At 54.7% G+C, this 22,304-nt stretch carries 20 protein-coding genes; 15 read left to right on the top strand and 5 right to left on the bottom strand.

What is annotated here, in order from left to right; all coding sequences use genetic code 11:
• Positions 1–103: 103 nt before the first annotated feature.
• The gene (locus ACR0DG_RS12135) at positions 104–886 is read left to right on the top strand and encodes an IclR family transcriptional regulator (RefSeq protein WP_480697000.1); all 783 of its coding nucleotides are present in this window, start codon (positions 104–106) and stop codon (positions 884–886) included.
• A 253-nt stretch (positions 887–1,139) separates the two neighbouring features.
• Here ACR0DG_RS12135 and ACR0DG_RS12130 read toward each other — a convergent pair whose 3' ends face one another.
• A complete protein-coding gene (locus ACR0DG_RS12130; RefSeq protein ID WP_480697002.1) occupies positions 1,140–2,207 on the bottom strand; it encodes a ParB/RepB/Spo0J family partition protein in 1,068 nt (355 codons plus the stop codon).
• The gene (locus tag ACR0DG_RS12125; RefSeq protein ID WP_480697004.1) at positions 2,200–3,585 is read right to left on the bottom strand and encodes an AAA family ATPase; all 1,386 of its coding nucleotides are present in this window, start codon (positions 3,583–3,585) and stop codon (positions 2,200–2,202) included. The genes ACR0DG_RS12130 and ACR0DG_RS12125 overlap by 8 nt, the downstream gene beginning before the upstream one ends.
• A 593-nt stretch (positions 3,586–4,178) precedes the next feature.
• Here ACR0DG_RS12125 and ACR0DG_RS12120 point away from each other — a divergent pair.
• Positions 4,179–5,438: a replication initiation protein gene (locus tag ACR0DG_RS12120; protein ID WP_480697006.1), complete on the top strand. Its 1,260-nt coding sequence runs from the start codon at positions 4,179–4,181 to the stop codon at positions 5,436–5,438.
• A gap of 128 nt (positions 5,439–5,566) precedes the next feature.
• On the opposite strand, the gene ACR0DG_RS12115 is transcribed toward ACR0DG_RS12120, so the two are convergent.
• Positions 5,567–6,595, bottom strand: coding sequence for an AraC family transcriptional regulator (locus ACR0DG_RS12115; protein ID WP_480697008.1), 1,029 nt, complete (start codon positions 6,593–6,595; stop codon positions 5,567–5,569).
• 181 nt (positions 6,596–6,776) lie between these two features.
• Between ACR0DG_RS12115 and ACR0DG_RS12110 the strand changes: the two genes are divergently transcribed.
• From ACR0DG_RS12110 to ACR0DG_RS12095, 4 genes are read left to right on the top strand one after another with little or no spacing between them, the layout of a single operon-like run.
• The gene (locus tag ACR0DG_RS12110; protein WP_480697010.1) at positions 6,777–8,405 is read left to right on the top strand and encodes an AMP-binding protein; all 1,629 of its coding nucleotides are present in this window, start codon (positions 6,777–6,779) and stop codon (positions 8,403–8,405) included.
• A gap of 52 nt (positions 8,406–8,457) precedes the next feature.
• Complete coding sequence (locus ACR0DG_RS12105; protein WP_480697012.1) at positions 8,458–10,122, top strand: PQQ-dependent dehydrogenase, methanol/ethanol family; 1,665 nt, start codon at positions 8,458–8,460, stop codon at positions 10,120–10,122.
• An 8-nt stretch (positions 10,123–10,130) separates the two neighbouring features.
• Positions 10,131–10,469: a c-type cytochrome gene (locus ACR0DG_RS12100; protein WP_480697014.1), complete on the top strand. Its 339-nt coding sequence runs from the start codon at positions 10,131–10,133 to the stop codon at positions 10,467–10,469.
• A 53-nt stretch (positions 10,470–10,522) separates the two neighbouring features.
• Entirely contained in the window at positions 10,523–11,386 is an 864-nt protein-coding gene (locus ACR0DG_RS12095) for a substrate-binding periplasmic protein (protein WP_480697016.1), read from the top strand.
• 114 nt (positions 11,387–11,500) lie between these two features.
• Here ACR0DG_RS12095 and ACR0DG_RS12090 read toward each other — a convergent pair whose 3' ends face one another.
• Positions 11,501–11,830 (bottom strand): hypothetical protein, encoded by a 330-nt coding sequence (locus tag ACR0DG_RS12090; RefSeq protein WP_480697018.1) that lies wholly within the window; start codon positions 11,828–11,830, stop codon positions 11,501–11,503.
• A gap of 72 nt (positions 11,831–11,902) precedes the next feature.
• Between ACR0DG_RS12090 and ACR0DG_RS12085 the strand changes: the two genes are divergently transcribed.
• The gene (locus ACR0DG_RS12085; protein ID WP_480697286.1) at positions 11,903–12,088 is read left to right on the top strand and encodes a hypothetical protein; all 186 of its coding nucleotides are present in this window, start codon (positions 11,903–11,905) and stop codon (positions 12,086–12,088) included.
• Here the strand turns inward: ACR0DG_RS12085 and ACR0DG_RS12080 are convergent.
• Positions 12,017–12,205, bottom strand: coding sequence for a class I SAM-dependent methyltransferase (locus tag ACR0DG_RS12080; protein WP_480707178.1), 189 nt, complete (start codon positions 12,203–12,205; stop codon positions 12,017–12,019). The two genes, ACR0DG_RS12085 and ACR0DG_RS12080, sit on opposite strands and share 72 nt — an antisense overlap.
• A 402-nt stretch (positions 12,206–12,607) precedes the next feature.
• Here ACR0DG_RS12080 and ACR0DG_RS12075 point away from each other — a divergent pair, with 402 nt between their 5' ends.
• Genes ACR0DG_RS12075 through ACR0DG_RS12040 form a run of 8 tightly spaced genes read left to right on the top strand, consistent with a single transcriptional unit; the run spans position 12,608 to position 22,300 of the window.
• Positions 12,608–13,621: a substrate-binding domain-containing protein gene (locus tag ACR0DG_RS12075; RefSeq protein ID WP_480697020.1), complete on the top strand. Its 1,014-nt coding sequence runs from the start codon at positions 12,608–12,610 to the stop codon at positions 13,619–13,621.
• A gap of 15 nt (positions 13,622–13,636) precedes the next feature.
• Positions 13,637–15,232 (top strand): sugar ABC transporter ATP-binding protein, encoded by a 1,596-nt coding sequence (locus tag ACR0DG_RS12070; protein WP_480697022.1) that lies wholly within the window; start codon positions 13,637–13,639, stop codon positions 15,230–15,232.
• A gap of 14 nt (positions 15,233–15,246) precedes the next feature.
• Positions 15,247–16,242 (top strand): ABC transporter permease, encoded by a 996-nt coding sequence (locus tag ACR0DG_RS12065; RefSeq protein ID WP_480697024.1) that lies wholly within the window; start codon positions 15,247–15,249, stop codon positions 16,240–16,242.
• Entirely contained in the window at positions 16,242–17,222 is a 981-nt protein-coding gene (locus ACR0DG_RS12060) for a sugar-binding transcriptional regulator (protein ID WP_170461844.1), read from the top strand. Before ACR0DG_RS12065 ends, ACR0DG_RS12060 begins: the two co-directional genes overlap by 1 nt.
• Positions 17,212–18,207, top strand: coding sequence for an aldo/keto reductase (locus ACR0DG_RS12055; protein WP_480697026.1), 996 nt, complete (start codon positions 17,212–17,214; stop codon positions 18,205–18,207). The genes ACR0DG_RS12060 and ACR0DG_RS12055 overlap by 11 nt, the downstream gene beginning before the upstream one ends.
• A 31-nt stretch (positions 18,208–18,238) precedes the next feature.
• Positions 18,239–19,963 carry a glycerol-3-phosphate dehydrogenase/oxidase gene (locus ACR0DG_RS12050; RefSeq protein ID WP_480697028.1) on the top strand — a complete coding sequence of 575 codons (1,725 nt, stop codon included), beginning with the start codon at positions 18,239–18,241 and terminating at the stop codon, positions 19,961–19,963.
• Positions 19,954–20,796 (top strand): class I fructose-bisphosphate aldolase, encoded by an 843-nt coding sequence (locus tag ACR0DG_RS12045; protein ID WP_480697030.1) that lies wholly within the window; start codon positions 19,954–19,956, stop codon positions 20,794–20,796. Before ACR0DG_RS12050 ends, ACR0DG_RS12045 begins: the two co-directional genes overlap by 10 nt.
• Complete coding sequence (locus tag ACR0DG_RS12040) at positions 20,789–22,300, top strand: FGGY-family carbohydrate kinase (RefSeq protein WP_480697032.1); 1,512 nt, start codon at positions 20,789–20,791, stop codon at positions 22,298–22,300. Before ACR0DG_RS12045 ends, ACR0DG_RS12040 begins: the two co-directional genes overlap by 8 nt.
• Positions 22,301–22,304 lie beyond the last annotated feature (4 nt).

The raw sequence follows: 22,304 nt of genomic DNA, 5'->3' as shown, positions 1-22,304 counted from the left end.
CATATGCAAATCACACATTCATTAATAAATCAACATTGACTTTTTGTGTTAACCCGACAGATGCTGTAATACGCCGGCTCTAGCGATACTGACGGAGGGTGCTGTGACCGAAGGAAAAGAAAAATACCGCGCCCCGGCCCTTGAAAAAGGCTTAGATATTATTGAGCTTTTATCGTCTCACGGGGATGGCCTGACGCAAGGTGACGTCGCCCGGGCGCTGGATCGTTCGCAAAGCGAAATTTACCGAATGCTCTCGACGTTGGTGCGACGCGGATATGTTATTCGCTCGGACGATGACGACCTTTATTCGCTCAGTTTGAAAATGTTCGCCTTGTCCCAACAGCACCCTCCAGTGGAACGCCTATTGGAGCGCGCCACACCGAAAATGAGGGCCATTACGCGAAAGGCTTGGCAATCATGCCACCTCGGGATGGAAAGCAACGGTGACATCGTTATCGTGGCGTCCATTGCAGCGCCCGGCAACTGGGTTTTCTCGCTGCGTGTGGGAACGGTGGTCGGTTTAGGAAATACCGGAACCGGACGGGTGTTAGCTGCGTTTCGAGACGACGACGAGTTGGATGCCCTTTTGGAGAACCACCGGCTTGCACAGGGCGAACCGGAAATTGATCGAAGCGAATTTTTGGATCACATCGCCCGCATCCGCGAAGTTGGTTACGAGCGCATGCCGTCAGCAACCGCAATTGGTGTGACAAACCTCGCGTACCCCGTGCTGAATCGAGATGGGAATGCGATTTGTGTTGTAAACTGCCCGTATGTGAAACGCATCGACCAGTTGGAAGTTCCGCCATTGGAAGAGGTTCACCAGCTTTACAAGAACCTAGCCTCTGAACTTACTGCATATTACACCGGGCAAAGCAGCGACTAAGTCCTGGAAAGCCATGAGAACCTGTAATGGTTCTGTTCCGCGCGAAGTGTCCGACAGCCGCACAGTTATGAAACTAGACTTTTGCGTCCTGGTAATGAAATCCTTCTTGGCTATATTCAAATACCTCAAACAACATAGTGCTCATAAATAATCACTTATGAGCACTACTTTCACAAGCCGCCACTGAAACACAAACACGCCTAGGCAATCCATTCCGCACCACGGCGAAAACTGGTGGTACAAAACTCATCTGCTATGCCAAATACCGCGCAATTTCGGCAAGCACCTCTTCGGCATCCTCTAACGCGACTCCCTGCAACTGCACCTTGATGCGTACCTCATTCGACGTAAGCTCTCCGGTAACTTGACCGCCGCCCGGTAGCGGGACTGACTTCAGCTTCTGCACCTGTTGCGGTCGTCCGCCCTTTGCCTTGCTACTGGATGGTTGTGATAAGCCCTTCAAGGTCGACTCGAGTGCCAGCCACTCCGATTTGGGATCAGCGGCATCTGCCATGGCAAGCGCTTGACGAAGTTCAGGCTGCGCGCCTGACCTCAGCGCGGACGCCAAGCTTAGGCCAGCCTTTTCACTCAGTTCAATTGGGTACCGGAGTAAATCGCCGAGCGCTTCGTGTACGATTGCGAAACTCCGAACTTTTGATCGCTTCGCTTTTGAAGCGGATGCGAACAACATGTCAACGGCAGCCTCAGTTGAGTCGAAGATACCCTGACCTGCAGCCAGAACGGCAATACGGCCTCGTTCGTATGGGCTAAGATTGGACCGTAGTTCATTCTCCTCAACCATCGAAACGTAGGCGCCCTGCCCTGTTCCCGCGTCACGAATGAATGCTGGAATCTCAGCGAACTGGGGATCGCCCAGTGACAACCTGCGGAAGGCATCCAACCTCCGAAAGCCAGAAATCAACCCGTAGCTATCACCTGTGCGCGTCACTTCGATCGGCGTTCGCAACCCGTGTGATTGTAGCGAATCCAACAATTCCCTCATGGCGTCTTCGTCTTCGACCATTCGATCTCGACGTATGTAGTCGGCATCAATTAAATCCAAAGGGATTTTCTCGGCCACTAGCCCAGCGGACTTGGCGTCACGCCATTTGGTTGCATCGCCTTGATCCTTGGCTAACTCAACCCTGTCGGTGACCGCAGCCATTCCGTTAAGCGCAGCGGCCTCGGCAGCGACCTGTGCAATGGGCGGCGTTGCCGCTCCGCCTTCGAATGGGTTCAGAGCAGGTTTCGCGGCGAAACCTGCCTCGAGCTGCTCCAGCTCAGCGGTATCCGGTGCTGTCAGTCTTCTGCGTTTAGCCATCTGCGTTTCCTTCCATTTGGGCGTCGCGCCACCAGCAACCGATCAAAACTTCTTTGAACTCTGCATAGGTTCGATCGAATGTTTCACGGCCGCGTACGTAAGTTTCCCTGTTGAAGTCCCTGTAGTCTGCCTCATAAATTCCATTGACCTGCTCGCCCGCTTGACCGACCAAGGCAGTGTAATCCTGCCTGTATGCGTTCATGAAATCCCCGAAATAGGCCTGAATTACATTGGCCATGTCGGTTTGTTGGCTGGCATCAAATCGGGTGATGATTGCCCTGACGACATCCCACTCGAATTTAAGCTCTGGAAGCCCCGCCGCACGCTGCGCTGCGTTTTCACCATCTTCGATACTGGCGAAAGTTGTATAGAGCATGTCAAAGAAACGACCCGTTGAGTCAAATTCAAGGAACGATGCACCTAAAGGTACCAACAAGATGTCAGCCGCAGCCAAGGCATTAATCGTTAGGTACCCAAGTGCAGGAGGAGTATCTAAAAAAACGATATCGTAATCGTTCAATACGCCCTCGTCTTGAAGGAAGTTGGTCAACCCATCCCACAAGGGCCAATTCCTTAGACCCATACGCCAAACAGGAATTTGGAACTCGGCCCAGTAAAGGTTGAGTTGAGCGCCAATCAGGTCGATATTTGGCCAATGCGTTTTCTGAATAACGTCTTTCGGTAAGGTTTTTAAGGCCTCCTCAAGAGTTTCGTCCAGGCCGATTTCCGGTTGACCGCTAGCGTTTCGAACTCTGTTTTCTTCCTGAACGGCGCGCGCGTAGTCCTTCGCTATTAATGGGAAAACAGTTTGCCATTCATCGGCTACAGAACCGCCAAGAATAGATGTCATGGACCCTTGGCTGTCCAAATCGATAACGAGCACCTTGTAGCCGTCTAGAGCCGCTGACATCGCAAGATGCGCAGCTGTAGAGGTTTTTCCGACACCGCCCTTAAAATTAGCGACCGCTACAATTTTGGCGGGCAAACCCTCAGGTCTGTATGGAAGGTATTCCTTCGTGCTAACGCCTTCCGTCGCAAAGTGACTTCGTAGAGTGAGTACCTCTTCCAAGGTGAACCACTTTGAACCTGCATCACCCTCACCTTGTGGTAAATCCGGGTTTGCTTTTAAAACGCGTCTCAGGTGCGCCGGAGCAACTGGAATTAGGTACTTCGTTATTTCCCAGATTGAGAACCTACGTAAACGTTTTTCCCCGTCCGGAGCATAACCACGCCGAGCAAGGTCTTCACGTCCTTTCGCACAAAATGTCGCTGCTTTGGCGAATCGTGTTGTTCCGATAGGATCAGGTAACTTTCGTGCCGATTGCTCGGGGCTTAAGTTGAAGTACGGGGGCAGAGAAGGTTGGTTCGTTTTGCTCACTGTAGGTGCCTCAGATGAATGTTCGCTCTTTCGTCGAATATTCATCATTCTAGCGAACATTTGCGATAGGGGCTATCCTAGGAATTGCGGTTTTCCACATTATTTCCCGGGTGACCAAGGTTTCGCCGCGAAACTGAAATAAAATTCGAAAGATTGCGCACTAAAGTCATTTATTTTATTTAGTATCTTTAGACTCTTTGGCCGTAAATAAAATAATAAAAACAACTGCTTAAATAAGGAAGGGCATCTGAAAACGGTAGCAAGGGTACCCGTTTACAGTTTCAAAGGTACCTGCATACGGGAGAGTTGGTGCCAGTTTGCGGGAGAAAAGGCCCCGATTCGCAGGATGGAGTGGAATAGCGCAAGAAAAGGCTCTGTTAAGGTGTTTGGGCGCACTTTCTGACCGCTCTGAAATGTCCGGGTTAAGGGATTTTCCGACCATCTCGTCCTTTGCCTGTGGACAACTTCTGTGCAAGTTATCTTTGGTACCCATATTCAGGATGCTCGTCAGACCGTGTTTGGGTACCCAAAACTATTTGATCCGTAGGTACCTTTCGTGCAATTAATTGAAAAAAGAGCAGCCAGGCAGAATCATGCCGGAATCAAAATTGAACATGGATGCTGTCTCAGGTGCATTGCGCCGCGAGACTGTTAAGAAAAATGTAGCCGCTATTCATATAAGCGGAAAGCTTACGTTGCTGCAGCGTAAGCTCTCTAATGTATTATTGCTCAATGCCTATGATGCGTTGACGTCGGCGGCGACGCACACGATTGATGCCCGAACCTTAGCAATGATGGTTGGTTACAACTCCAACGATTTTGATACATTGCGTGCCAGCCTTAGGGCTTTGGCTGAAACTGTTGCTGAGTGGGATATGCTCGATGAACAAGGTCGCCAAGAGTGGGGGGTGTCGTCTCTACTTAGTTTTGCCAAACTGAAGGGTGGTGTTTGTGAATACGCTTATTCTCCAGCTTTGGCGCAAAAGCTTTATGATCCCAAAATCTATGCTCTTATTAACGTTCAGATTCAAAGAAACTTCAGTTCCGGCCATGGCTTGGCCCTTTATGAAAACTGCTACAGATTTGTAAGAACAGGTTCTACTGGTTGGTGGGATCTTGATGTGTTTCGGAAACTGATGGGTGTGGATGGAAGCGATTACTACGCGAGTTTCAAGCACCTCAACGCAAAGATTATCAAGCCCGCAGTGGCCGAAGTTAACAAAAGCTCGGATATCTTGATTGAACCTGAGTTCCAGAAAAAAGGTCGCACAGTCACAGACATTCGATTTCGGATAAAAGGCAATCCGCAAAAAGCGATGTTCGAAATAGACGACGGCGATGGGATCCGAAACCTCTCAATTTATAAAACGCTGCTCAAGCAGGGCGTGTCTGATCGTTTGGCCCGGCAGTGGATCTCTGAACACGGAGAAAACTATGTGCAGCAAAAATTGGACTATGTGGCCGGGAAGAGTGGGATAAAGTCCACGGTTGGTTATTTGTCAGCGGCATTGCGCGATGATTATCAAGCAAATGATGATCAGGAGCCAACCACCCCCAGTCCCGAAGCAATCGAGGCTGCTCGTCAGCGTGAATTGGCAAAGTTGGCCGAGGATCAGGCGTATGCCGAACGCTCGGCAGAGCGAGCGGAACGGTCGCGAAAACTAACGATCGTACAAGAACTGGTTTCGCGGCGAAACCCAACACAGAGAGACGCCGATAAAAGGCTGTTCATGGCGGGGTTGGACAACGACTTAGACCGAGAACATTTTAGATCCCATGGTTGGCGGTCAGGTTTGAACGCAAAAAAAATATTTGAATTCTGGGAGGAACTTGAACCTAATGCCTTCGTCTAGCAATGAGAACTGCGGTTTCCCGAAAGGTTCTGCAACTAAAACTATTTGATGGCTGGTTAGCTGTTAATGTACTGATCATTATTTCTTATTTATGCGGCTTATGGATGCTATCGCGCGTATTGCGCTGCTTAAAAATTGTGGCCCATTTTTTTCAGATTACTAACGTTACTTTGCCGACGGGCCTCGCCGGGTGTGACTGCGTACCATTTGCGAAATGATCGATGGAACGCGCTGGGTTCGGAATAGCCGACAAGGCGGGCGACTTCTCGGATTGGTAGCGTTGTGGATTTCAGAAGATGGGTCGCGTAGTCGCGGCGTCGCTCTTCTTTGATCCGTCGGATGGTAAGCCCTTCCTCGCGCAAACGGCGGTGTAAGGTCGAGCGCGACAGACGCAGTTGCTGTGCAATTTTGGCAGTTGGCGGCCATTCGTGGTAGGGGCCGGTCAGACAGTTTTCTTGAATTTGGGCCTTCAGGCCAAGGATAGGGCGGTATCCCGACAAAATAGCCTCGGGCGTTGTGCGCAAGAACGCCTTTAGGGATGCCTCACTGCGTTGAACCGGGCGGGTAAGATAATCGGCATCAAACGAAATCGACGCTTTTGGCGCTCCAAACCGAACGGGTCTGCCGAAAAAGTCACCATAGTCGTTGAGGGCGCGCGGTGCGGGGCAGGGGAACGCGACGGACCGAAGAGGAATGCGTTCACGCACCAGCCAACAGTTCAAGCCATGCAAAATCAGGAAGAAAGCCCGGTATGCGAATGCCGAACGCGGTCCGTTTTCTTCTTGAAGGATGACGTGGCAAAGTCCGTCCTGTATGCGTAGTGTCCCAAAGGGCTCGCCCAGTACCACTTTCAAAAAGCGCAACGCGCGACGCAGGGCCACGTCAAAGGTACGCGCCCCTCTGACCGCATGACCCATTAATGTGAACGAACCCGGCGCCATCGGACGCTCGGCGAGGCCAAAAAACTCGTCGCCCATTCGCTCAGATAAACCCAGCCAAATATGTGCAAATTCATTGGGTTGCAGCATGTTCAAATTGGCCTCGGACAAGTTCAAGTCGGACAGAAGCGCGCGCATGTCGATACCGGCGCGCGCGCCGCTTTCCATCACTTCATCCACAAAAACTCGGGCGATTGGTGATATGGCTTTTTGTCTCATGATTTTGACATTTAATGGCATTGAGTGCCAAAATTGCAAGAACTACGCTCGCTGAAAGCTGGGCTAAAATGGACCTTGGGTTCCTGATCGAAAGTCCCCGGCAATAAGTGCCTAAACGCAGAAGCACCGAGCCCGTTTTCTGGTCATTGCATGCTTTTGAGTTGCGGAGGGAAACGGCAGCATGTTGGGTTTCGATCATATCGACCGCAGTTACGAAGCGGCGCGGCGCGACTTCAGGATCGACATACCCGAGACCTTCAATTTCGCATTTGACGTTTTGGATGCGCGCGCGCGCGAAGCTGACAAGGATGCTCTGCTTTTCATTGATGTGGCGGCGGGAACGCGTCAAACGATCCGCTATTCTGATCTGGCGGACAGTTCTGCCAGATTTGCACAAGCGCTCATGGCCTTGGGGTTGAAACGCGGCGATGCCGCCTGCGTGGTCATTGGTCGCCAACCAGAGTGGCACAAAGTTCTGTTCGGTTGCATGAAGGCAGGGGTTATCTCGATGCCCGGCACCAATTTGCTGACCGCCAAGGACATTGCCTACCGCATAAACCAGGCCGGGGCGAAAGCCGTAATAGTCTCGCCTATGCATGTCGAAAAGGTTGTAGCGATCCGGCATCAATGCCCGACGCTGCAGCACCTGATTGTTGTAGGTCCTGCCCCGGCAGGTTGGTTGTCATTCGAGGAACTATGCACGGAACAGCCCGGAGGTCTGAACGCCGCTGACCTTCCGACTTTTGCGGCGACAGAAACGATGATGATCTACTTCACGTCGGGCACGACAGCCTTGCCAAAGATGGTGCCTCGGGATTTCGGATATGCATTGGCGCACGCAGCAACTGGGCTGTTTTGGATGGACCTGAGGCAAGATGATCTGCATTGGACGCTGACGGATACGGGCTGGGCCAAAGCGGCTTGGGGGATGCTGTTTCCTCAGGTGCTATTGGGCTGTACGACGGTCCTTTATGATGCACCAGGAATGGACGTCGAGGCGCATCTGAAGGTAATCGGCGAACTGGGTGTCACAACCTTTTGCGCGCCGCCAACTGTCTATCGGCTGTTTGCTCAACAGGACCTGACACAATACGACCTGAGCTCTTTAAGGCGTTGTTTGGGCGCGGGCGAGCCCTTGAACCCAGAAGTAATTCGGTATTGGCGGGATCACACCGGGACGGTCATCGCTGACGGGTATGGTCAGACAGAGACTGTCAATATCGTGGGAAATTTCCCCGACATTGAAACGCGTAGTGGGTCCATGGGTAAACCGGTGCCCGGCTATGATGTGGATGTTGTCGATGACGACGGTAACGTTTTGCCAGATGATGAAGTTGGCCACATTGCCATCCGAACGACCGATAGATGGCCCGCTGGTCTGTTTCATGGATACTTGCGGGATGGGGAATTGGCTACCGAACCATTCCGCAACGGGTGGTACTATACTGGCGATACCGCCTCGCGCGACCGTGACGGATATCTATGGTTTGTAGGTCGTTCTGACGATCTGATATCCTCTGCCGGGTATCGGATCAGCCCTTTCGAGGTTGAAAGCGCGCTATTGGAACACAGCGCAGTTGCGGAAAGCGCGGTTGTCGGTGTGCCAGATGAAACCCGTGGACAACGGGTAAAGGCATTCATTGTGCTTGCAAGTGAATTTGAAGCGTCGGACGATCTTAAGAAAGAAATTCAGGAGTTCTGTAAAAACCAAACAGCGCCCTACAAATACCCGCGTGACATTTCGTTCGTAGAAACCTTGCCCAAGACGATCTCGGGCAAAATCAGACGTGTAGAGCTGAGGGAGACATAAAATTCTGGCGCATGCCGCCGATCAATTAGCATTGCCGAAATGGGAGGAAGCAATGAATTCATTTCTAACGAAGGTCGCCGTGTCAGCGGTTGGCGCATTGGCGTTTTCATCACCCGCGTTTGCGCAATCTGCCGCCGATCTGGTTGCCGACACATCCACACCGGGTGACGTCCTGGTTTATGGGATGGGATACGACCAAAAGCGTTTCAGCGCACTCGATAAGATCAACACCGACAACGTGTCAAAGTTAACACCTGTTTGGGCCTATAGCCTTGGCGACACGCGGGGGCAGGAAAGCTTTCCTTTGATCAAGGACGGCGTAATGTACGCCACAACTCATTCTTCCACATTTGCATTGGATGCCGCGACAGGTAAGCAAATCTGGAAAACGTCTGTTGAATACCCTGCCGAAGCCCCTCGGGTTGCTTGCTGTGGTATCGTGAACCGGGGCGTGGCCATGTTGGATGGCGTATTGTTCCGTACAACGCTTGACGCGCATGTAGTCGCAATGGATGCGGCAACAGGCGAAGAGATTTGGCGCACCAAGTCGATTGATTACAAGCAAGGCTATTCGTTCACTCTGGCACCTTTGTTAGCGGATGGCGTTCTGATCGTCGGGATTTCCGGCGGGGAATACGGGATCCGCGGTTACATAGAAGGATATGACCCCAAGACGGGCGAACAGCTTTGGCGGACCTACACCATCCCGGAACCGGGTCAGCCCGGCAGTGAAACCTGGCCAGAGGGTGACGCCTGGCAGCGAGGCGGTGGCCCGGGCTGGCTCACAGGTTCATACGACCCCGAACTCAACCTCGTCTATTGGGGCATCGGCAATGCTGCATCGTGGAACGCACAGTTACGGCCGGGTGATAACCTTTACACGTCATCTATCATTGCGATGGATCCGAAGTCAGGTGAAATCCAGTGGCATTACCAGACATCGCCCAACGACCCTTTCGACCACGATGGAACAAACGAGCTGGTATTGGCTGAACAGGACGGCCGCAAGGTTCTGATGCAAGCCAGCCGCAACGGTTTCTACTATGTGATTGACAGAACCAACGGTGATTTGATCGCGGCCAACCCGTTTGTTGACAAGGTGACATGGGCCGAAAAGATCGACTTGGAAACAGGTCGCCCCGTATACACCGATGTCTACAAAAAGGCCGTCACAGGCGAAGAGACCCAGTATTGGCCATCGGCATTTGGTGGTAAAAACTGGGCGCCTGTTTCTTATCACCCCGACATGAACACTGTGTTCGTCAACACGTTCAACGTAGGTATGAACTACAAGGCAGTTGAGCCGAAATACCGTGCGGGCGTGTTCTATTTCGGGGCGGAGTTTTCGTGGGCGTGGCCTGAAGGACCGCGCGGAGACCTGCGTGCGATTGATCCGATGACTGGCAAGGCCAAGTGGAAAGTACCCAGCGATATTCCAAGAAATGCCGGCGTGCTTTCAACTGGTGGCGGCGTGGTGTTTACCGGCGCGCAAACCGGTGAGTTCGAAGCGTTTGACGCAGAAACCGGCGAGCTTCTTTGGTCCTTCAACACGGGTTCTGGCGTTATTGGTCAACCGGTGACATGGGAAATGGATGGTCAGCAATACGTATCGGTTCTGAATGGATCGGGTGGTGTTTATCCGCTGTTCTCGGGCGATGAGCGGTTGGCCAACACGCCCGCAGGCGGGTCGGTCTGGACCTTTGCAATTCCAAAATGAGGAAAATCATGCGCTTTTCGAAGCCTCTTTTGGCGCTGGCCCTGTGTGCGGGGCCAGCTTTCGCCGAAGAACAGCATCCGGACTTTGAGGCCGGGTTGGAAGCCTACGAGTTTTTCTGTTCCAAATGTCATGGAAAGGACATGGTCAATCCGGGCGTTGCCTCTTTTGACCTGCGCCGCTTTCCTCAGGACGACAAAGAGCGGTTCTATAGCTCGGTCAACGATGGCAAAGGCGACATGCCTGCGTGGGGCGACGTAATCTATCCCGAAGAGCTTGATGCGCTTTGGGTTTATGTCGCCACGCGCGGTGGTACCGAGCCGTTTCCTGCGGACACAAAAAAAAACTAAGTCAGACGGTTGATCCCGATGATCTAGTGAATCCGGGGTACCTGACTGCTTGTTTGGCGCGTAATGCTGGGGCGATCTCGGGGTTGCGCGCCGATGGTGGTACGGGGATCGACTTTCGGTTGAGCGAAGCACTTGCGGCAAAGCTGGGGTTACCTCTTTCGGTATTGTGGTTTGAAAACGAACCCAGTGAAGAAAACGACCCTGTCCTAGAGGTTTTCGCGATGTTGGCGCATGGCCTATGTGACATGGTGCCATCGCATCCGCTCTACCAACCAGCCATTGGTGCACCTCCGGCGGAAACCGGACCACTGCCACGTTGGTTGGGTATGCCTGAAGTCATTGATGCAGAAACGCAACGCCCAATCGCGGCGCATCTGCCACATGTCGCGCTTGAGCCGATCTCAGTGACAAAGCCGTATATGCGTGCCGAAATCGGATTGGTCTACGCAGAGCATTCGCCAGAGCCTAAAGACCTTGAGGATTTGGCAGGCCGAAAAGTGGCGTATCAGCAGGGCACATTATCCGGTTCGATTTTGCTAACCAACGTACCCGAAATTGCATCTGGGGCGCAGACCTTCAATCCCGGCCCGAAATTCCTATGGAACTTGGAATCTGGGACTGTCGATGTAGCGATTGTCGATGTTGCGGCTTATGATCACCATTTGAAGCACAACAAGATCAGTAAGTTAAAGCTCGCCGAATGGCGTCATCCATTAGGGATGGATATCGGTATTTCGGTATTGGAACGCCAAGAAGACCTGCTCGCGGCACTTAACGCGGGGCTTAGCGAGTTATTCCAGTCAGGTGAAATTGAAGCCATGGCATTGGACGAACAAGTCACCTACACAACGCCCAATTTTGAGGGGCCTCAACCCCCGTTTTCTCTGAAAGACCTGTTCTCCGCGCGGCAACAGTGACGTTCGGTTTGAAACGTCCGCGCGGTTTTTTGGAACGATGAATGTCCCCAAGTGCCGGATAACCAATCTGCAGTTTTGCCAAGATTCTGAGGTTTAACAGGCCAAGGAAAGATACTACCCAGCTTGTTTCACCGCCACGACGGCAAACTCGGAATGCTGTTCCGAAAATGGTCGCCCCGATACGTTCATGTAAGTATCCTCGATCTTGAATCCGGCGTCTAAAAGCTCTTTGCCAAGGCTCTGCGGAGAAAAGTACTGTAACCAGTTGTAAACTGTCTCATCTTCACAGTTCTCCGGAAAGACTGTGTACTTGTCCAAGACGACGGCGTCGGCATCGTATTTGAAGGTGTTGACGAAGCAATAGTAGTCTTCCTCGCACCAGAAATGGTTCAGTTGGTTCTTTTCATATAAGCTGACCTCATTTCTTTCAGCGTATGCAGCCATCGAGTAGACGTCTAAAAGAACCGCGCCTCCTTCCTTCAGAAGGTCACGGAATTTGGTCAACAAGAGTGCGCGTTGTCCAGGACTAAGGGCGCAGAAATCGCACATGATCATGGAGATGAGATCGAAGCGATCGGTCGTTTCGTAGTTAAGGTAATCTACCTGAACGTATGCGATATTTTTCTGCGCTTAATCGGCTTGATGCCGGGCGAACTGGATGGAGTTTCCCGAGAAATCGAGACCCGTGACATGTGCCCCTGAATTCGCAAACCGGGACGTGTACAAGCCAGGCCCGCAACCGAAATCGCAAACGGATTTCCCTGGTGCTAGTTGAAACTTTTTGGTGATCCACGCAGAACACTGTTCGATGAACTGCATATTTCTTGAAGAAACGTCGATGGTTTCATTCAGATGAAAGGACAGCATCTGTTTTGACCGGTGTTCGTCGACCCAGAGCGCGTCAGCGGTGTACACGCTAAAGACCTCAGGTTTGGTGTTTATATCTTCGAGTCTTTTGAACATGTGTTTTTGCTTCTCCACTTCAGCGAGTTTGGAGTTCTGGAAACCTGCTTGCAACGCAAAACCTTTTGCTGGCTTCGCGCAGAAATGAAATAAATTTCAAGCAAAATAAAAAATTGCAAATAGGTGTTGACGATCCACTGAACGCGTCCTTAAAACTGGCTTTGTGCAATAAGAAGCATAAAGTGAAATTTCTTGCACTTGCTGTGTTGGAGGGACATTATGCGGCAAGAGCAGGAGCATTCTGCTGGGAGGAAATCCATGAAATTCAAGAAAACCAGTACGCTGGTTGCGTCTGCTGCTTTGTCCGTAGCTGCCATAACAGCACCAGCCCAGGCCGATGGCATCATGTGCGAGCCGGGCGAGACCTATATCATGAACGTCATGGTCTCGGGTCACCCCTATTGGGTGCCGGTCTATCAGGGCTTTAAACAGGCGGCTGAGGCGTTTGGCTGTGAGACCGTATTCTCGGGCACGCCGGACTATGACATCACCAAGCAGATCGCCTCGTTCGAGCAAGATCTCGTGAAATCGCCCGCCGGTGTTCTGCTGCACCCGATGCAGTCTGACCCGTTCATCGAGCCGATCAACCGTGCCATCGACAACGGCACCGAGATCGTGACCTTCGCCGCTGACAGCCCGAATTCCAAGCGCACCGGCTATATCACTTCGGACAACCATGCCGAGGCGAAATTCGCGGCGGAAGAAATCGTCAAACAAGTCGGTGACAGCGCCGAGTATGCGGTTCTTGAGAATCCGGGTCAGTCGAACCATGACCTGCGCGTAACCTCGCTGATCGCATATATGGAAGCAAACTATCCGAACATGAAACTGGTCGGGCGTCAGGCCACGAACCAGGACAGCAACGCCGCTTACCGTGCAACGGCCTCGATCATTCAGGCCAACCCGAATGTGGCCGCGATCTGGATTCCCGAGGCGGGCTCGGCCGAGGGTGCGGTTGCTGCAAAGCTTGAGGCCGGATCAGACATCCTGATCATGCACGCGGACGTGACGCCCACCACGCTGGAGCATATCCGCGCGGGCAACATTCACATGTCGCTGAATCCCAATCAGGGCGTGCAGGGTTTCATGGGTTTCATGGCGGTTCATCTGGCCAACCGGGCGGACATCTTTGATCCGTTCAACGACTGGAAAACCAGCGGTTTCAACCCGGTTCAGATCCCGTTCATGGATAATGGCTTTGCGGTCATCACCAAGGACAACGCCGACAGCTTTGATCTGAACGTCTACATGGAAGGCCGCGATCCGGCCTGATCGGTACACTCCCCGATGAACCGCCCGCGTAATGCCAATCCAGAGCGCGGGCGGTTCTGGAAGCAAAACCCAAGATACCTGCGCGAAAGCGGAACCATGCAAGACGACGTGATCCTTCAGATATCGAACCTCAGCAAATCCTTTGGCCCGGTCAAAGCGCTGCGCGGGATCGATTTTGAACTCCGCAAGGGAGAAATCCACGCGATTGCAGGGGAAAACGGCGCAGGCAAGTCGACCTTGATGAACGTGATCGACGGGATTTTGCAACCGGACAGCGGTCAGATCGTTCTGGATGGTAAACCGGTCAAAATCTCGTCGCCCACGATGGCGCAGCAGCTAGGCATCGGCTTTGTGCATCAGGAAATCGCGCTGTGCCCGGATGTGTCGGTGGCCGAGAACATTTTCATGGCCAAGACCAATGTCAGCCGGTCGTGGTTGATGGATTACCGCAAGCTGGAACGCGACGCGGTCGAGGTGTTCCGCCAGCTCAGCGACATTGATCCCTCGGTGCTGGTGAAAAACCTTTCGATTTCGAACCAGCAGCTGGTTGAGATCGCCAAGGCCCTGACGCTGGATTGCCGCATTCTGATCCTGGATGAACCCACAGCCGCACTCACGGAAACCGAGGCGCAGACCCTCTTTGGGATCATGCGCAAACTGGCGGATCAGGGGATTTCGATCATCTATATCTCGCACCGGATGGTTGAGATTTTTGACAATTGCGACCGGGTATCCGTGTTCCGCGATGGTCAGCACATTGTGACAAACGATGTGGCCGATATTCAGCCCAGCGATGTTGTCAATGCGATGGTCGGGCGGGTGATCGACAACCTGTACCCCGAAAAGCAGGACGCGCCGTCGGATCAGGTTATCCTTGACGTGCGCAACCTGACAGAGGCGACGCGGTTCCGCGACGTGTCTTTCACTCTGAAGAAGGGTGAAATTCTTGGTATCGCGGGCCTGATCGGCGCGGGCCGTAGCGAGATCGTCAAAGGCATCTGCAAGCTTCAGGGCGACGTGACCGGGCAGGTCTGGCTGAACGGAGAAGAACTGAAGCTGCGCAATTATCAGCACAGTATCGCCAAGGGGATGGTGTACCTGTCCGAGGATCGCAAAGGGGATGGCGTGTTCCTGGACCTGCCCATCGCCGCCAACGTCTCGGCTCTGAAACTGGAACAGGTGGCCAACGGGATCGGTTTGATCCAGTCGGGCACGGAAGAAGCGCAGGCCGAGGCGTTGGGGCGCAAGCTGAACCTGAAATGCGGGTCGCTGAGTGATCCGGTGTCGTCCCTGTCGGGCGGCAATCAGCAAAAGGTGGCACTGGCCAAGATGCTCTCGGTCAATCCGCGCCTGATCTTTCTGGATGAACCGACCCGAGGGGTCGATGTGGGCGCGAAATCCGAGATTCACCGCATTCTGCGCGATCTGGCCAATGATGGCGTGGGGATCGTGGTGATCTCGTCCGAGCTGCCCGAACTGATTGGTGTCTGCGACCGGGTGCTGGTGGTGCGCGAAGGGCGCATCAGCGGGCAGGTCACGGGCGATGAGATGACAGAAGAAAACATCATGCACTTGGCCTCGGTCATGGACGCGCAGGCCTCGGTCGCATGAGCGGAGAGACGAAAATGGACAATACCGTGAACCTGGCCCAAGCAGGTACGACCGACAGTACACCGTTTCTGAGACGCCTTTTGCGGATGCGGGAAACCGGGCTGATTGTTATCATTCTGGCGCTGTTCCTGATCATGTCCTTCGCTTCGCCCTATTTCCTGACCTGGGCCAATATGCGCGCCATGTCGATGGCCTTTGCGGTGGATGGCCTGCTGGTGATCGGGATGACGATCCTGCTGATCTCGGGTGGGATCGACCTGTCGGTCGGGTCGGTCACGGCGCTGGCGATGGTGATCGCTGGGTGGCTGTTCCTCAGCGGGATTGACCCATGGGTGGCCTCGGCCATGGCGATTGCCCTGTGTACGGGGATCGGGGCCTTCATGGGGTTCTTCGTGACCAAGGTGGGGTTGCACCATTTCATCGTATCACTCGCGATCATGGTGATTGCGCGTGGCGCGTGCCTGCTGTTCACCGGGGGACGTCCTTTGGGCCTCTACACCCTGCCGCCCGAGTTCAAATTCATCGGGCAGGGCACCATCGGGCCGATCCCGATCGTGATCGTCATCTTTCTTGTCTTTGTGATCGCCTTTGACTTCATGCTGCGGCGCACGACCATGTTCCGCAAAGTGTTCTATACCGGCAGCAACGAAAAGGCCGCCGCCTATTCCGGTATTCGCACAAAGAAGGTGATCTTCCTGACCACTACTCTGTGTTCGACGCTATGCGGCATCGCAGGCATCATCTACATGGCCCGGTTTGGTTCGGCGCAACCGACCTTTGGACTGGGTTTGGAGCTGACCATCATCGCCGCTGCCGTGATCGGCGGGGCCAGCCTGAATGGCGGCTCGGGCTCGATCCTTGGGGCAATTTTGGGCGTGATTCTGTTGTCACTGGTCTCCAGCTCATTGGCTCTGCTTGACGTGTCGGTCTACTGGCAGGACATCATCCGCGGCTCGATCCTGTTGGCGGCGGTGACCATCGACCATTACCTGAACAAAAGGCGCGGGTGATGGTCGACAAGAAGAAAGACTTTGAGCTGATCCGGCAGATCCACACCGTTCTGGTCCTGCACTACCTTGAAGGCAAGAAACAGGCCGACATTGCGCGGGATCTGAACCTGTCGAATTCGAAGGTCAATCGCCTGATCACGCAGGGCCGCAAGATGGGGATGGTCAAGATCGACATCGAAAGCCCGTTCGAACCCCTGATGGATATCGAACGCGGCCTGACCCGGTCGACTACCCTGAGCGAGGCAATCGTGACCCCCTCGGTCGCGGGCAGTGCCGAGACGACCCTGCAACAGGTCGGGCGCGCCGCAGCCAGCCATCTGATCGAAACCCTGCGTGACGGCGACGTGATCGCGATTACCGGTGGTAAGGCCGTCAGCGCAACGGTCGAAGCTTTGGAGGTCGAACGCCCGTTCGACGTGACCGTGGTGCCGCTGACCGGGGGCATACAGGGCAAATATTATACGGATGTGAACCATCTGGCGACGCAGATGGCGGATCGCTTGGGTGGTAAGACCATGCTGCTGCACGCGCCCCTGTTCGCCGAAAGCCGCGATCAGCGCGATATGTTGGAGCAGGTATCCTCAATAAAAGAGGTGCTGGATCTGGCCCGTCGCGCCAACGTGGCGCTGGTTGGGGTCGGCTCGATCGAGCCCGAAGGCTCCAGCTATTACGATCTGCATCCGGTGCCCGAGGCAGACCGCAAGATGCTGATGGGCATGGGCGTGATCGGAGAGTTCCTTGCCCATCTGATCCATATCGACGGATCCGTGTCGAACTATGCGCTGAACTCGCGGCTGGTCTCGGTTGCGCCGACCGATCTGACCCAATGCACGCGGGTGATCGGTGTCAGTGCGGGGGCGCAAAAGGTATTGCCGATCAAGGCGGTGCTGAACGGAAAGTTTCTCAATTCGCTGATCCTGGACGAAGATACAGCGACCGCAGTCATACAGGAAATGGAAGGAACACGAGATGTCGCATGAGATGCTGACTCGCGAAATCGGAGCATCCGGGATCGAAGCCTCGGTCATCGGGCTGGGCACATGGGCCATCGGTGGCTGGATGTGGGGCGGCACGGATGAGGCCAAATCCATCGCCGCGATCCAAGCCTCAGTCGATGCGGGCGTGACGCTGATCGACACGGCGCCTGCCTATGGGCAGGGCGTGGCCGAGGATATTGTGGGCAAGGCGCTGAAAGGGCGGCGCGATCAGGTCGTGCTGGCCACCAAATGCGGGCTGGTCTGGCATACGCAAAAGGGCAACCATTTCTTCGACTATGATGGTAAGCCGGTGCATCGCTATCTGGGCAAGGACGCGATCATCTATGAGGTCGAACAAAGTCTGACCCGTCTGGGCACCGACTATATCGACCACTACATCACCCACTGGCAGGACCCGACCACCCCCATCGCCGAGACGATGGAGGCGCTGGAGAGCCTGAAACAGCAGGGTAAGATCCGGTCCATCGGGGCCAGCAATACCTCGGTCGATGAGGTCAAAGCCTACGTGGCCGCCGGTCAGCTGGATGCGATTCAGGAAGAATATTCGATGGTCAAGCGTGACATCGAAGATACGCTGCTGCCGGTTTGTCGTGAGAATGGCGTTTCGGTCCTCAGCTATTCTTCGCTGGCTTTGGGCTTGCTCAGCGGCAAGATCGGGCCGGACCGAGAGTTCACGGGCGACGATCAGCGCAAGGACAATCCGCGTTTCTCCATGTCGAACCGGCAGAAAGTGGCTGACCTGATGCAGACCATCGCCCCCATTGCCGAGGCGCATGGCGCGACGTTGGCGCAGACGGTCATCGCGTGGACGGTGCAACAGCCGGGCATCACCTTCTCGCTCTGTGGCGCGCGCGATGCGGCGCAGGCGGTCGAAAATGCAAAGGCCGGTCAGTTGCGTCTGACCGAGGCCGAGATTGCCGAAATCGACACCCAGGCCCGCGCGCATCTGAGCGATCTGGACAGCTAAGCCCTGAACCCCCGCTAGAAACAGGACCACCATGTCAGAACAACGACAACAAAACCTGACAAATCTGCGCAAGAACGCCGCGTTTGACGTGGTGGTTGTCGGCGGGGGTGTCAACGGCATTGGTGTCTACCGCGAGCTTGCCTTGCAGGGGCTTCGGGTGCTGCTGGTCGAACGGAACGACTTTGCCTCGGGCTGTAGTGCTGCGCCGTCGCGGATGATCCATGGTGGTCTTCGCTACCTAGAAAATGGTGAGTTCGATCTGGTTCGGGAATCTCTTCAGGAACGCGATGCCTTGCTGCTGAACGCGCCCCATATGGTGCGGCCCTTGCCAACGGTCATTCCCATTACCTCGGTGTTTTCGGGCATGTTGAACGCGGCGGCAAGCTTTGTGGGTTGGCAGGGAAAGCCCTCCAGCCGGGGGGCGGTGCCGATCAAACTAGGCCTTTCGCTTTACGATTGGGTAACGCGCAAGAGGCGCATCCTGCCCAAGCATCATTTCAACAGCGCCGGTCGCACCCGCAAAGACTGGCCCGCCTTGACCCCAAAGGCCACACGGTCTGCGGTGTACTATGATGCTCAGATCACCCACCCGGAGCGGCTGTGCATCGAGATGATCCGCGATGTCGCGGCCGAAGCCCCAGACTGCATCGCGCTGAACTATGCGGAAATGACGCGGGATGGGGACAGTTATGCCGTCACCGACCGGCGCAGCGGTGCCTCTGTGGCAGTGACACCCAAAGTGATCGTTAACGCGACCGGAGCATGGCTCGACGACACGGTCAACGGGCTGGGTGGCCGGGCTAATGAACGGATGGTTTCGGGCACCAAGGGATCACACCTGATTATTGACAACCCGGCGCTGCTCCAAGCGCTTGGCGATCACATGGTCTATTTCGAAAACACTGACGGGCGGGTCTGCATTGTCTTTCCCTATCAGGGCAAGGTGCTGGCCGGATCAACCGATATCCGCGTCGACAAAGCCGCGCGGGTGCGGTGTGAGCCTGAAGAGTTTGACTATATCCTCGGCTCGCTGCGCCTGGTGTTTCCGGGGGTCGAGATTGCCTCGGATCAGGTGGTGTTCAGCTATAGCGGCATCCGCCCGCTGCCGCGCAGCGATCAGGATTTCACCGGACGCATCTCGCGCGGTCACGATACGCGGCGGCTGGATGGGGACGTGCCGCAATTCTGTATGGTGGGCGGCAAATGGACGACGTTTCGCGCCTTTGGTGAGCAAACCGCAGATCAGGTACTGGCCGAGTTGGACAAGACGCGGCGGACTTCGACCCTTGGGTTACCCATCGGCGGTGGGGTTCAGTTCCCTGACGATCCTGAGTCTTTGAAAAGCCGTCTGATTGCGGATTTTCGCATCGCACCCGAGCGCGCGCATCACCTGATGGATCACTATGGAACTCAAGCGGATGATGTGGCTCAGTTTTGCCAGTCGGTTCGGGATGACATGCCCTTGTCAGTGGAGTCCGCTTATACACAGGCTGAAATCATCTGGCTGATGCGCACCGAATATGTCGAGACCCTGTCCGATATCGTGCTGCGCCGGACCGCGCTGGCCATCACAGGGCAAATCTCGGACGCGCTGCTGGCAAACCTTGCCGATGTTTTTGCCCGCGAACGTGATCTTGGTCCGCAAGAGATCAATGAACAGAAACAAGCACTTATTTACGAATTGTCCGAGTTCTATGGCGTCACCGCCGAAGCTCTGACCGCGCGAAACAAGGAACGGAGAACAGAATGCGTGTAAGCACCAAGGCCCGGATGAACCGGATGTTTACCAATGGGGGCTGTCTGGACGTGGCGATTGACCACGGTGTCTGCAATGAGCCCAGCTTCATGGTCGGGCTTGAGGATATGGCTGGCGTCATGGACACGCTGATCGGGGCCAAACCAGACGCGATTCAGTGCGCTTATGGTCAGGCCGACCTTCTGCAATCGCGGCCTGAAAAGGACAAGCCTGCGCTGGTGATGCGGATCGACATGGGCAACCCCTATAATGATCAGCGGCACCGCGTCATGTGGTCGATGCTGCAAAACGCGGATGAGCCGATCATCGGTGCGCTTGAAATGGATGCAGCCGCCGTTGTGGTGAACCTGTTCATGCTGCCTGATGAGCCCGAGCTGTTCCGCCAATGTGTCGAAAACATCAGCAAAGTGCGCGCTGCCTGCCATAAATACGGGATGCCGCTGATGATCGAACCTTTGGTTATGTTGCCCAATGATGTGCGCGGTGGCTATCAGGTGGATGGCAACGCCGAAAAGATCGTGACGTTGGTGCGCCTGGCCTCGGAAATGGGAGCTGATATCATCAAAGCCGACCCTACCGAAAACCCCGAGGACTTTCACCGCGTGATTGAGGCCGCGCGCGTGCCGGTTCTGGTACGTGGTGGTGGCAAAGAAAACCTGAAAAACGTGCTGATGAAATCCGCTGCTTTGATGGCACAGGGCGCACAAGGGATGGTTTATGGCCGCAACATTTACCAACATGATAATCCCAAAGCCGTTGTGGCAGCATTGATGGCGATGATCCACAATGGCGCCAGCGGTGAAGAAGCGTGGGATATCTACAACCGTGGCTAAGACAGGTTATATCCTCGGTCTGGATGCGGGGAACACGGTCATAAAGGCCGTGCTTTTCGATCTGCAAGGGCGGCCTGTCGCAATGCAGGCGCTGGATGGCCAATCTTCGACCCCGCAGCCCGGTCATGTCGAACGTGACCTGAATGAGCTGTGGTCAAACGCAAAACACGTCATCGGTGGATGTATCAAACAAGCTGGCATCGACCCTGCCGAGATTATCGGGGTGGGTTGTGCAGGCCACGGCAACGGTTTGTACCTGTTGGACAAAGCGGGCGAACCAATTGTGGGGATACAATCCCTCGATACCCGTGCAGCGGATCTTGCCGAGGAGCTTTCGAATGCTGCTGGCGCAGAGCTTCATGCGCTGTGTCTGCAAAAACCGTGGCCTTCGCAAACTCCGGTTCTGCTGGCGTGGATCAAGCGTAACCGGCCGGAAGTCTATGCCCGAACCGGAACAGTCCTGCTGTGCAAGGATTTCATCACGTACCAACTGACGGGCGAAAAAGTCAGCGAAGTCTCGGACATGTCCGGCTGTGGTCTGACGCAAATGCCGGACTGTACCTACAGCGATGTGCTGCTGGAACACTATGGTCTGGCCGATGCTGGCGATCTGTTGCCGCGTTTGATCGACCCTGCGGAAATTGCAGGAACCGTCGACGCAACTGCTGCGGCTGCCACGGGGCTAAAAGAAGGGACACCCGTCATCGGCGGATATTTTGATGTCATCTCAAGCGCGATGGGATCTGGTGTTGTACGCGCAGGTGAAGCATCGATTATCGTTGGAACGTGGAGCATCAATCAGGTCTTTTCTCAAACGCCCGCCGTTAATGACAACCTTTTCATGGTGTCCGGTTTCGGCAAAGACCGTTTCGTCAATATTGAGTCCAGCGCGACATCTGCGGCCAATCTCGAGTGGTATGTCCGCGAGTTTGTAGAGCGCGGCGCGCACCATGATGACCCGTTCGGGTTTTGTAACGCGAAGGTGGCGCAAGTGGTACCTGCGCTGGATGACCCGTTTTTCCACCCATTCCTCTATGGATCGGGGCAGGGGGCGTCGTTCCGCGGCGGTTTTTATGGGTTGGCAGGTTGGCATGGTGAGCCGCATATGCTTCGCGCTTTGTTCGAAGGTGCTATGTTCGAGCACCGTCGCCACATCGAAGTCCTCAAATCTGCCGGCGTCGAATTTGATCGGGCCGTGCTGTCAGGTGGCGGATCACGAAGCCCGGTTTGGCCTCAGATGTTTGCGGATTGCCTTGGCGTCCCGATGTCCGTCGCCGAAGCGCAGGAGACCGGGGCGTTGGGCGCGGCTATCGGCGTGACCGTCGCAGTGGGCGCCTACGCGTCCTACGAAGAGGCGATTGACCAAATGACCCGGCATAAATCCGAGTTTGTGCCAGACACCGCACTCAAAGCACACTATGACGCGCGCTACGAACGCTATTTGGCTTTGATTGAGGCGATGCGTGGGTTCTGGGACAGCGCGCCAAAGATGTCCGAAGGGTAACCTG

The organism is Ruegeria sp. BG8, assembly GCF_056538325.1.
Note: the sequence above shows the minus strand (reverse complement) of the source record. Positions and strands in the feature narration are given on the sequence as shown.

What these genes read in the sequence shown, in the direction of transcription:
- ACR0DG_RS12050 (WP_480697028.1), top strand. Translation starts at nt 18,239, where the DNA reads ATGTCAGAACAACGACAACAAAACCTGACAAATCTGCGCAAGAACGCC.
- ACR0DG_RS12060 (WP_170461844.1), top strand. Translation starts at nt 16,242, where the DNA reads ATGGTCGACAAGAAGAAAGACTTTGAGCTGATCCGGCAGATCCACACC.
- ACR0DG_RS12075 (WP_480697020.1), top strand. Translation starts at nt 12,608, where the DNA reads ATGAAATTCAAGAAAACCAGTACGCTGGTTGCGTCTGCTGCTTTGTCC.
- ACR0DG_RS12045 (WP_480697030.1), top strand. Translation starts at nt 19,954, where the DNA reads ATGCGTGTAAGCACCAAGGCCCGGATGAACCGGATGTTTACCAATGGG.
- ACR0DG_RS12090 (WP_480697018.1), bottom strand. Translation starts at nt 11,830, where the DNA reads ATGGCTGCATACGCTGAAAGAAATGAGGTCAGCTTATATGAAAAGAAC.
- ACR0DG_RS12070 (WP_480697022.1), top strand. Translation starts at nt 13,637, where the DNA reads ATGAACCGCCCGCGTAATGCCAATCCAGAGCGCGGGCGGTTCTGGAAG.
- ACR0DG_RS12100 (WP_480697014.1), top strand. Translation starts at nt 10,131, where the DNA reads ATGCGCTTTTCGAAGCCTCTTTTGGCGCTGGCCCTGTGTGCGGGGCCA.
- ACR0DG_RS12065 (WP_480697024.1), top strand. Translation starts at nt 15,247, where the DNA reads ATGGACAATACCGTGAACCTGGCCCAAGCAGGTACGACCGACAGTACA.
- ACR0DG_RS12055 (WP_480697026.1), top strand. Translation starts at nt 17,212, where the DNA reads ATGTCGCATGAGATGCTGACTCGCGAAATCGGAGCATCCGGGATCGAA.
- ACR0DG_RS12080 (WP_480707178.1), bottom strand. Translation starts at nt 12,205, where the DNA reads ATGCAGTTCATCGAACAGTGTTCTGCGTGGATCACCAAAAAGTTTCAA.
- ACR0DG_RS12115 (WP_480697008.1), bottom strand. Translation starts at nt 6,595, where the DNA reads ATGAGACAAAAAGCCATATCACCAATCGCCCGAGTTTTTGTGGATGAA.
- ACR0DG_RS12110 (WP_480697010.1), top strand. Translation starts at nt 6,777, where the DNA reads ATGTTGGGTTTCGATCATATCGACCGCAGTTACGAAGCGGCGCGGCGC.
- ACR0DG_RS12105 (WP_480697012.1), top strand. Translation starts at nt 8,458, where the DNA reads ATGAATTCATTTCTAACGAAGGTCGCCGTGTCAGCGGTTGGCGCATTG.
- ACR0DG_RS12120 (WP_480697006.1), top strand. Translation starts at nt 4,179, where the DNA reads ATGCCGGAATCAAAATTGAACATGGATGCTGTCTCAGGTGCATTGCGC.
- ACR0DG_RS12130 (WP_480697002.1), bottom strand. Translation starts at nt 2,207, where the DNA reads ATGGCTAAACGCAGAAGACTGACAGCACCGGATACCGCTGAGCTGGAG.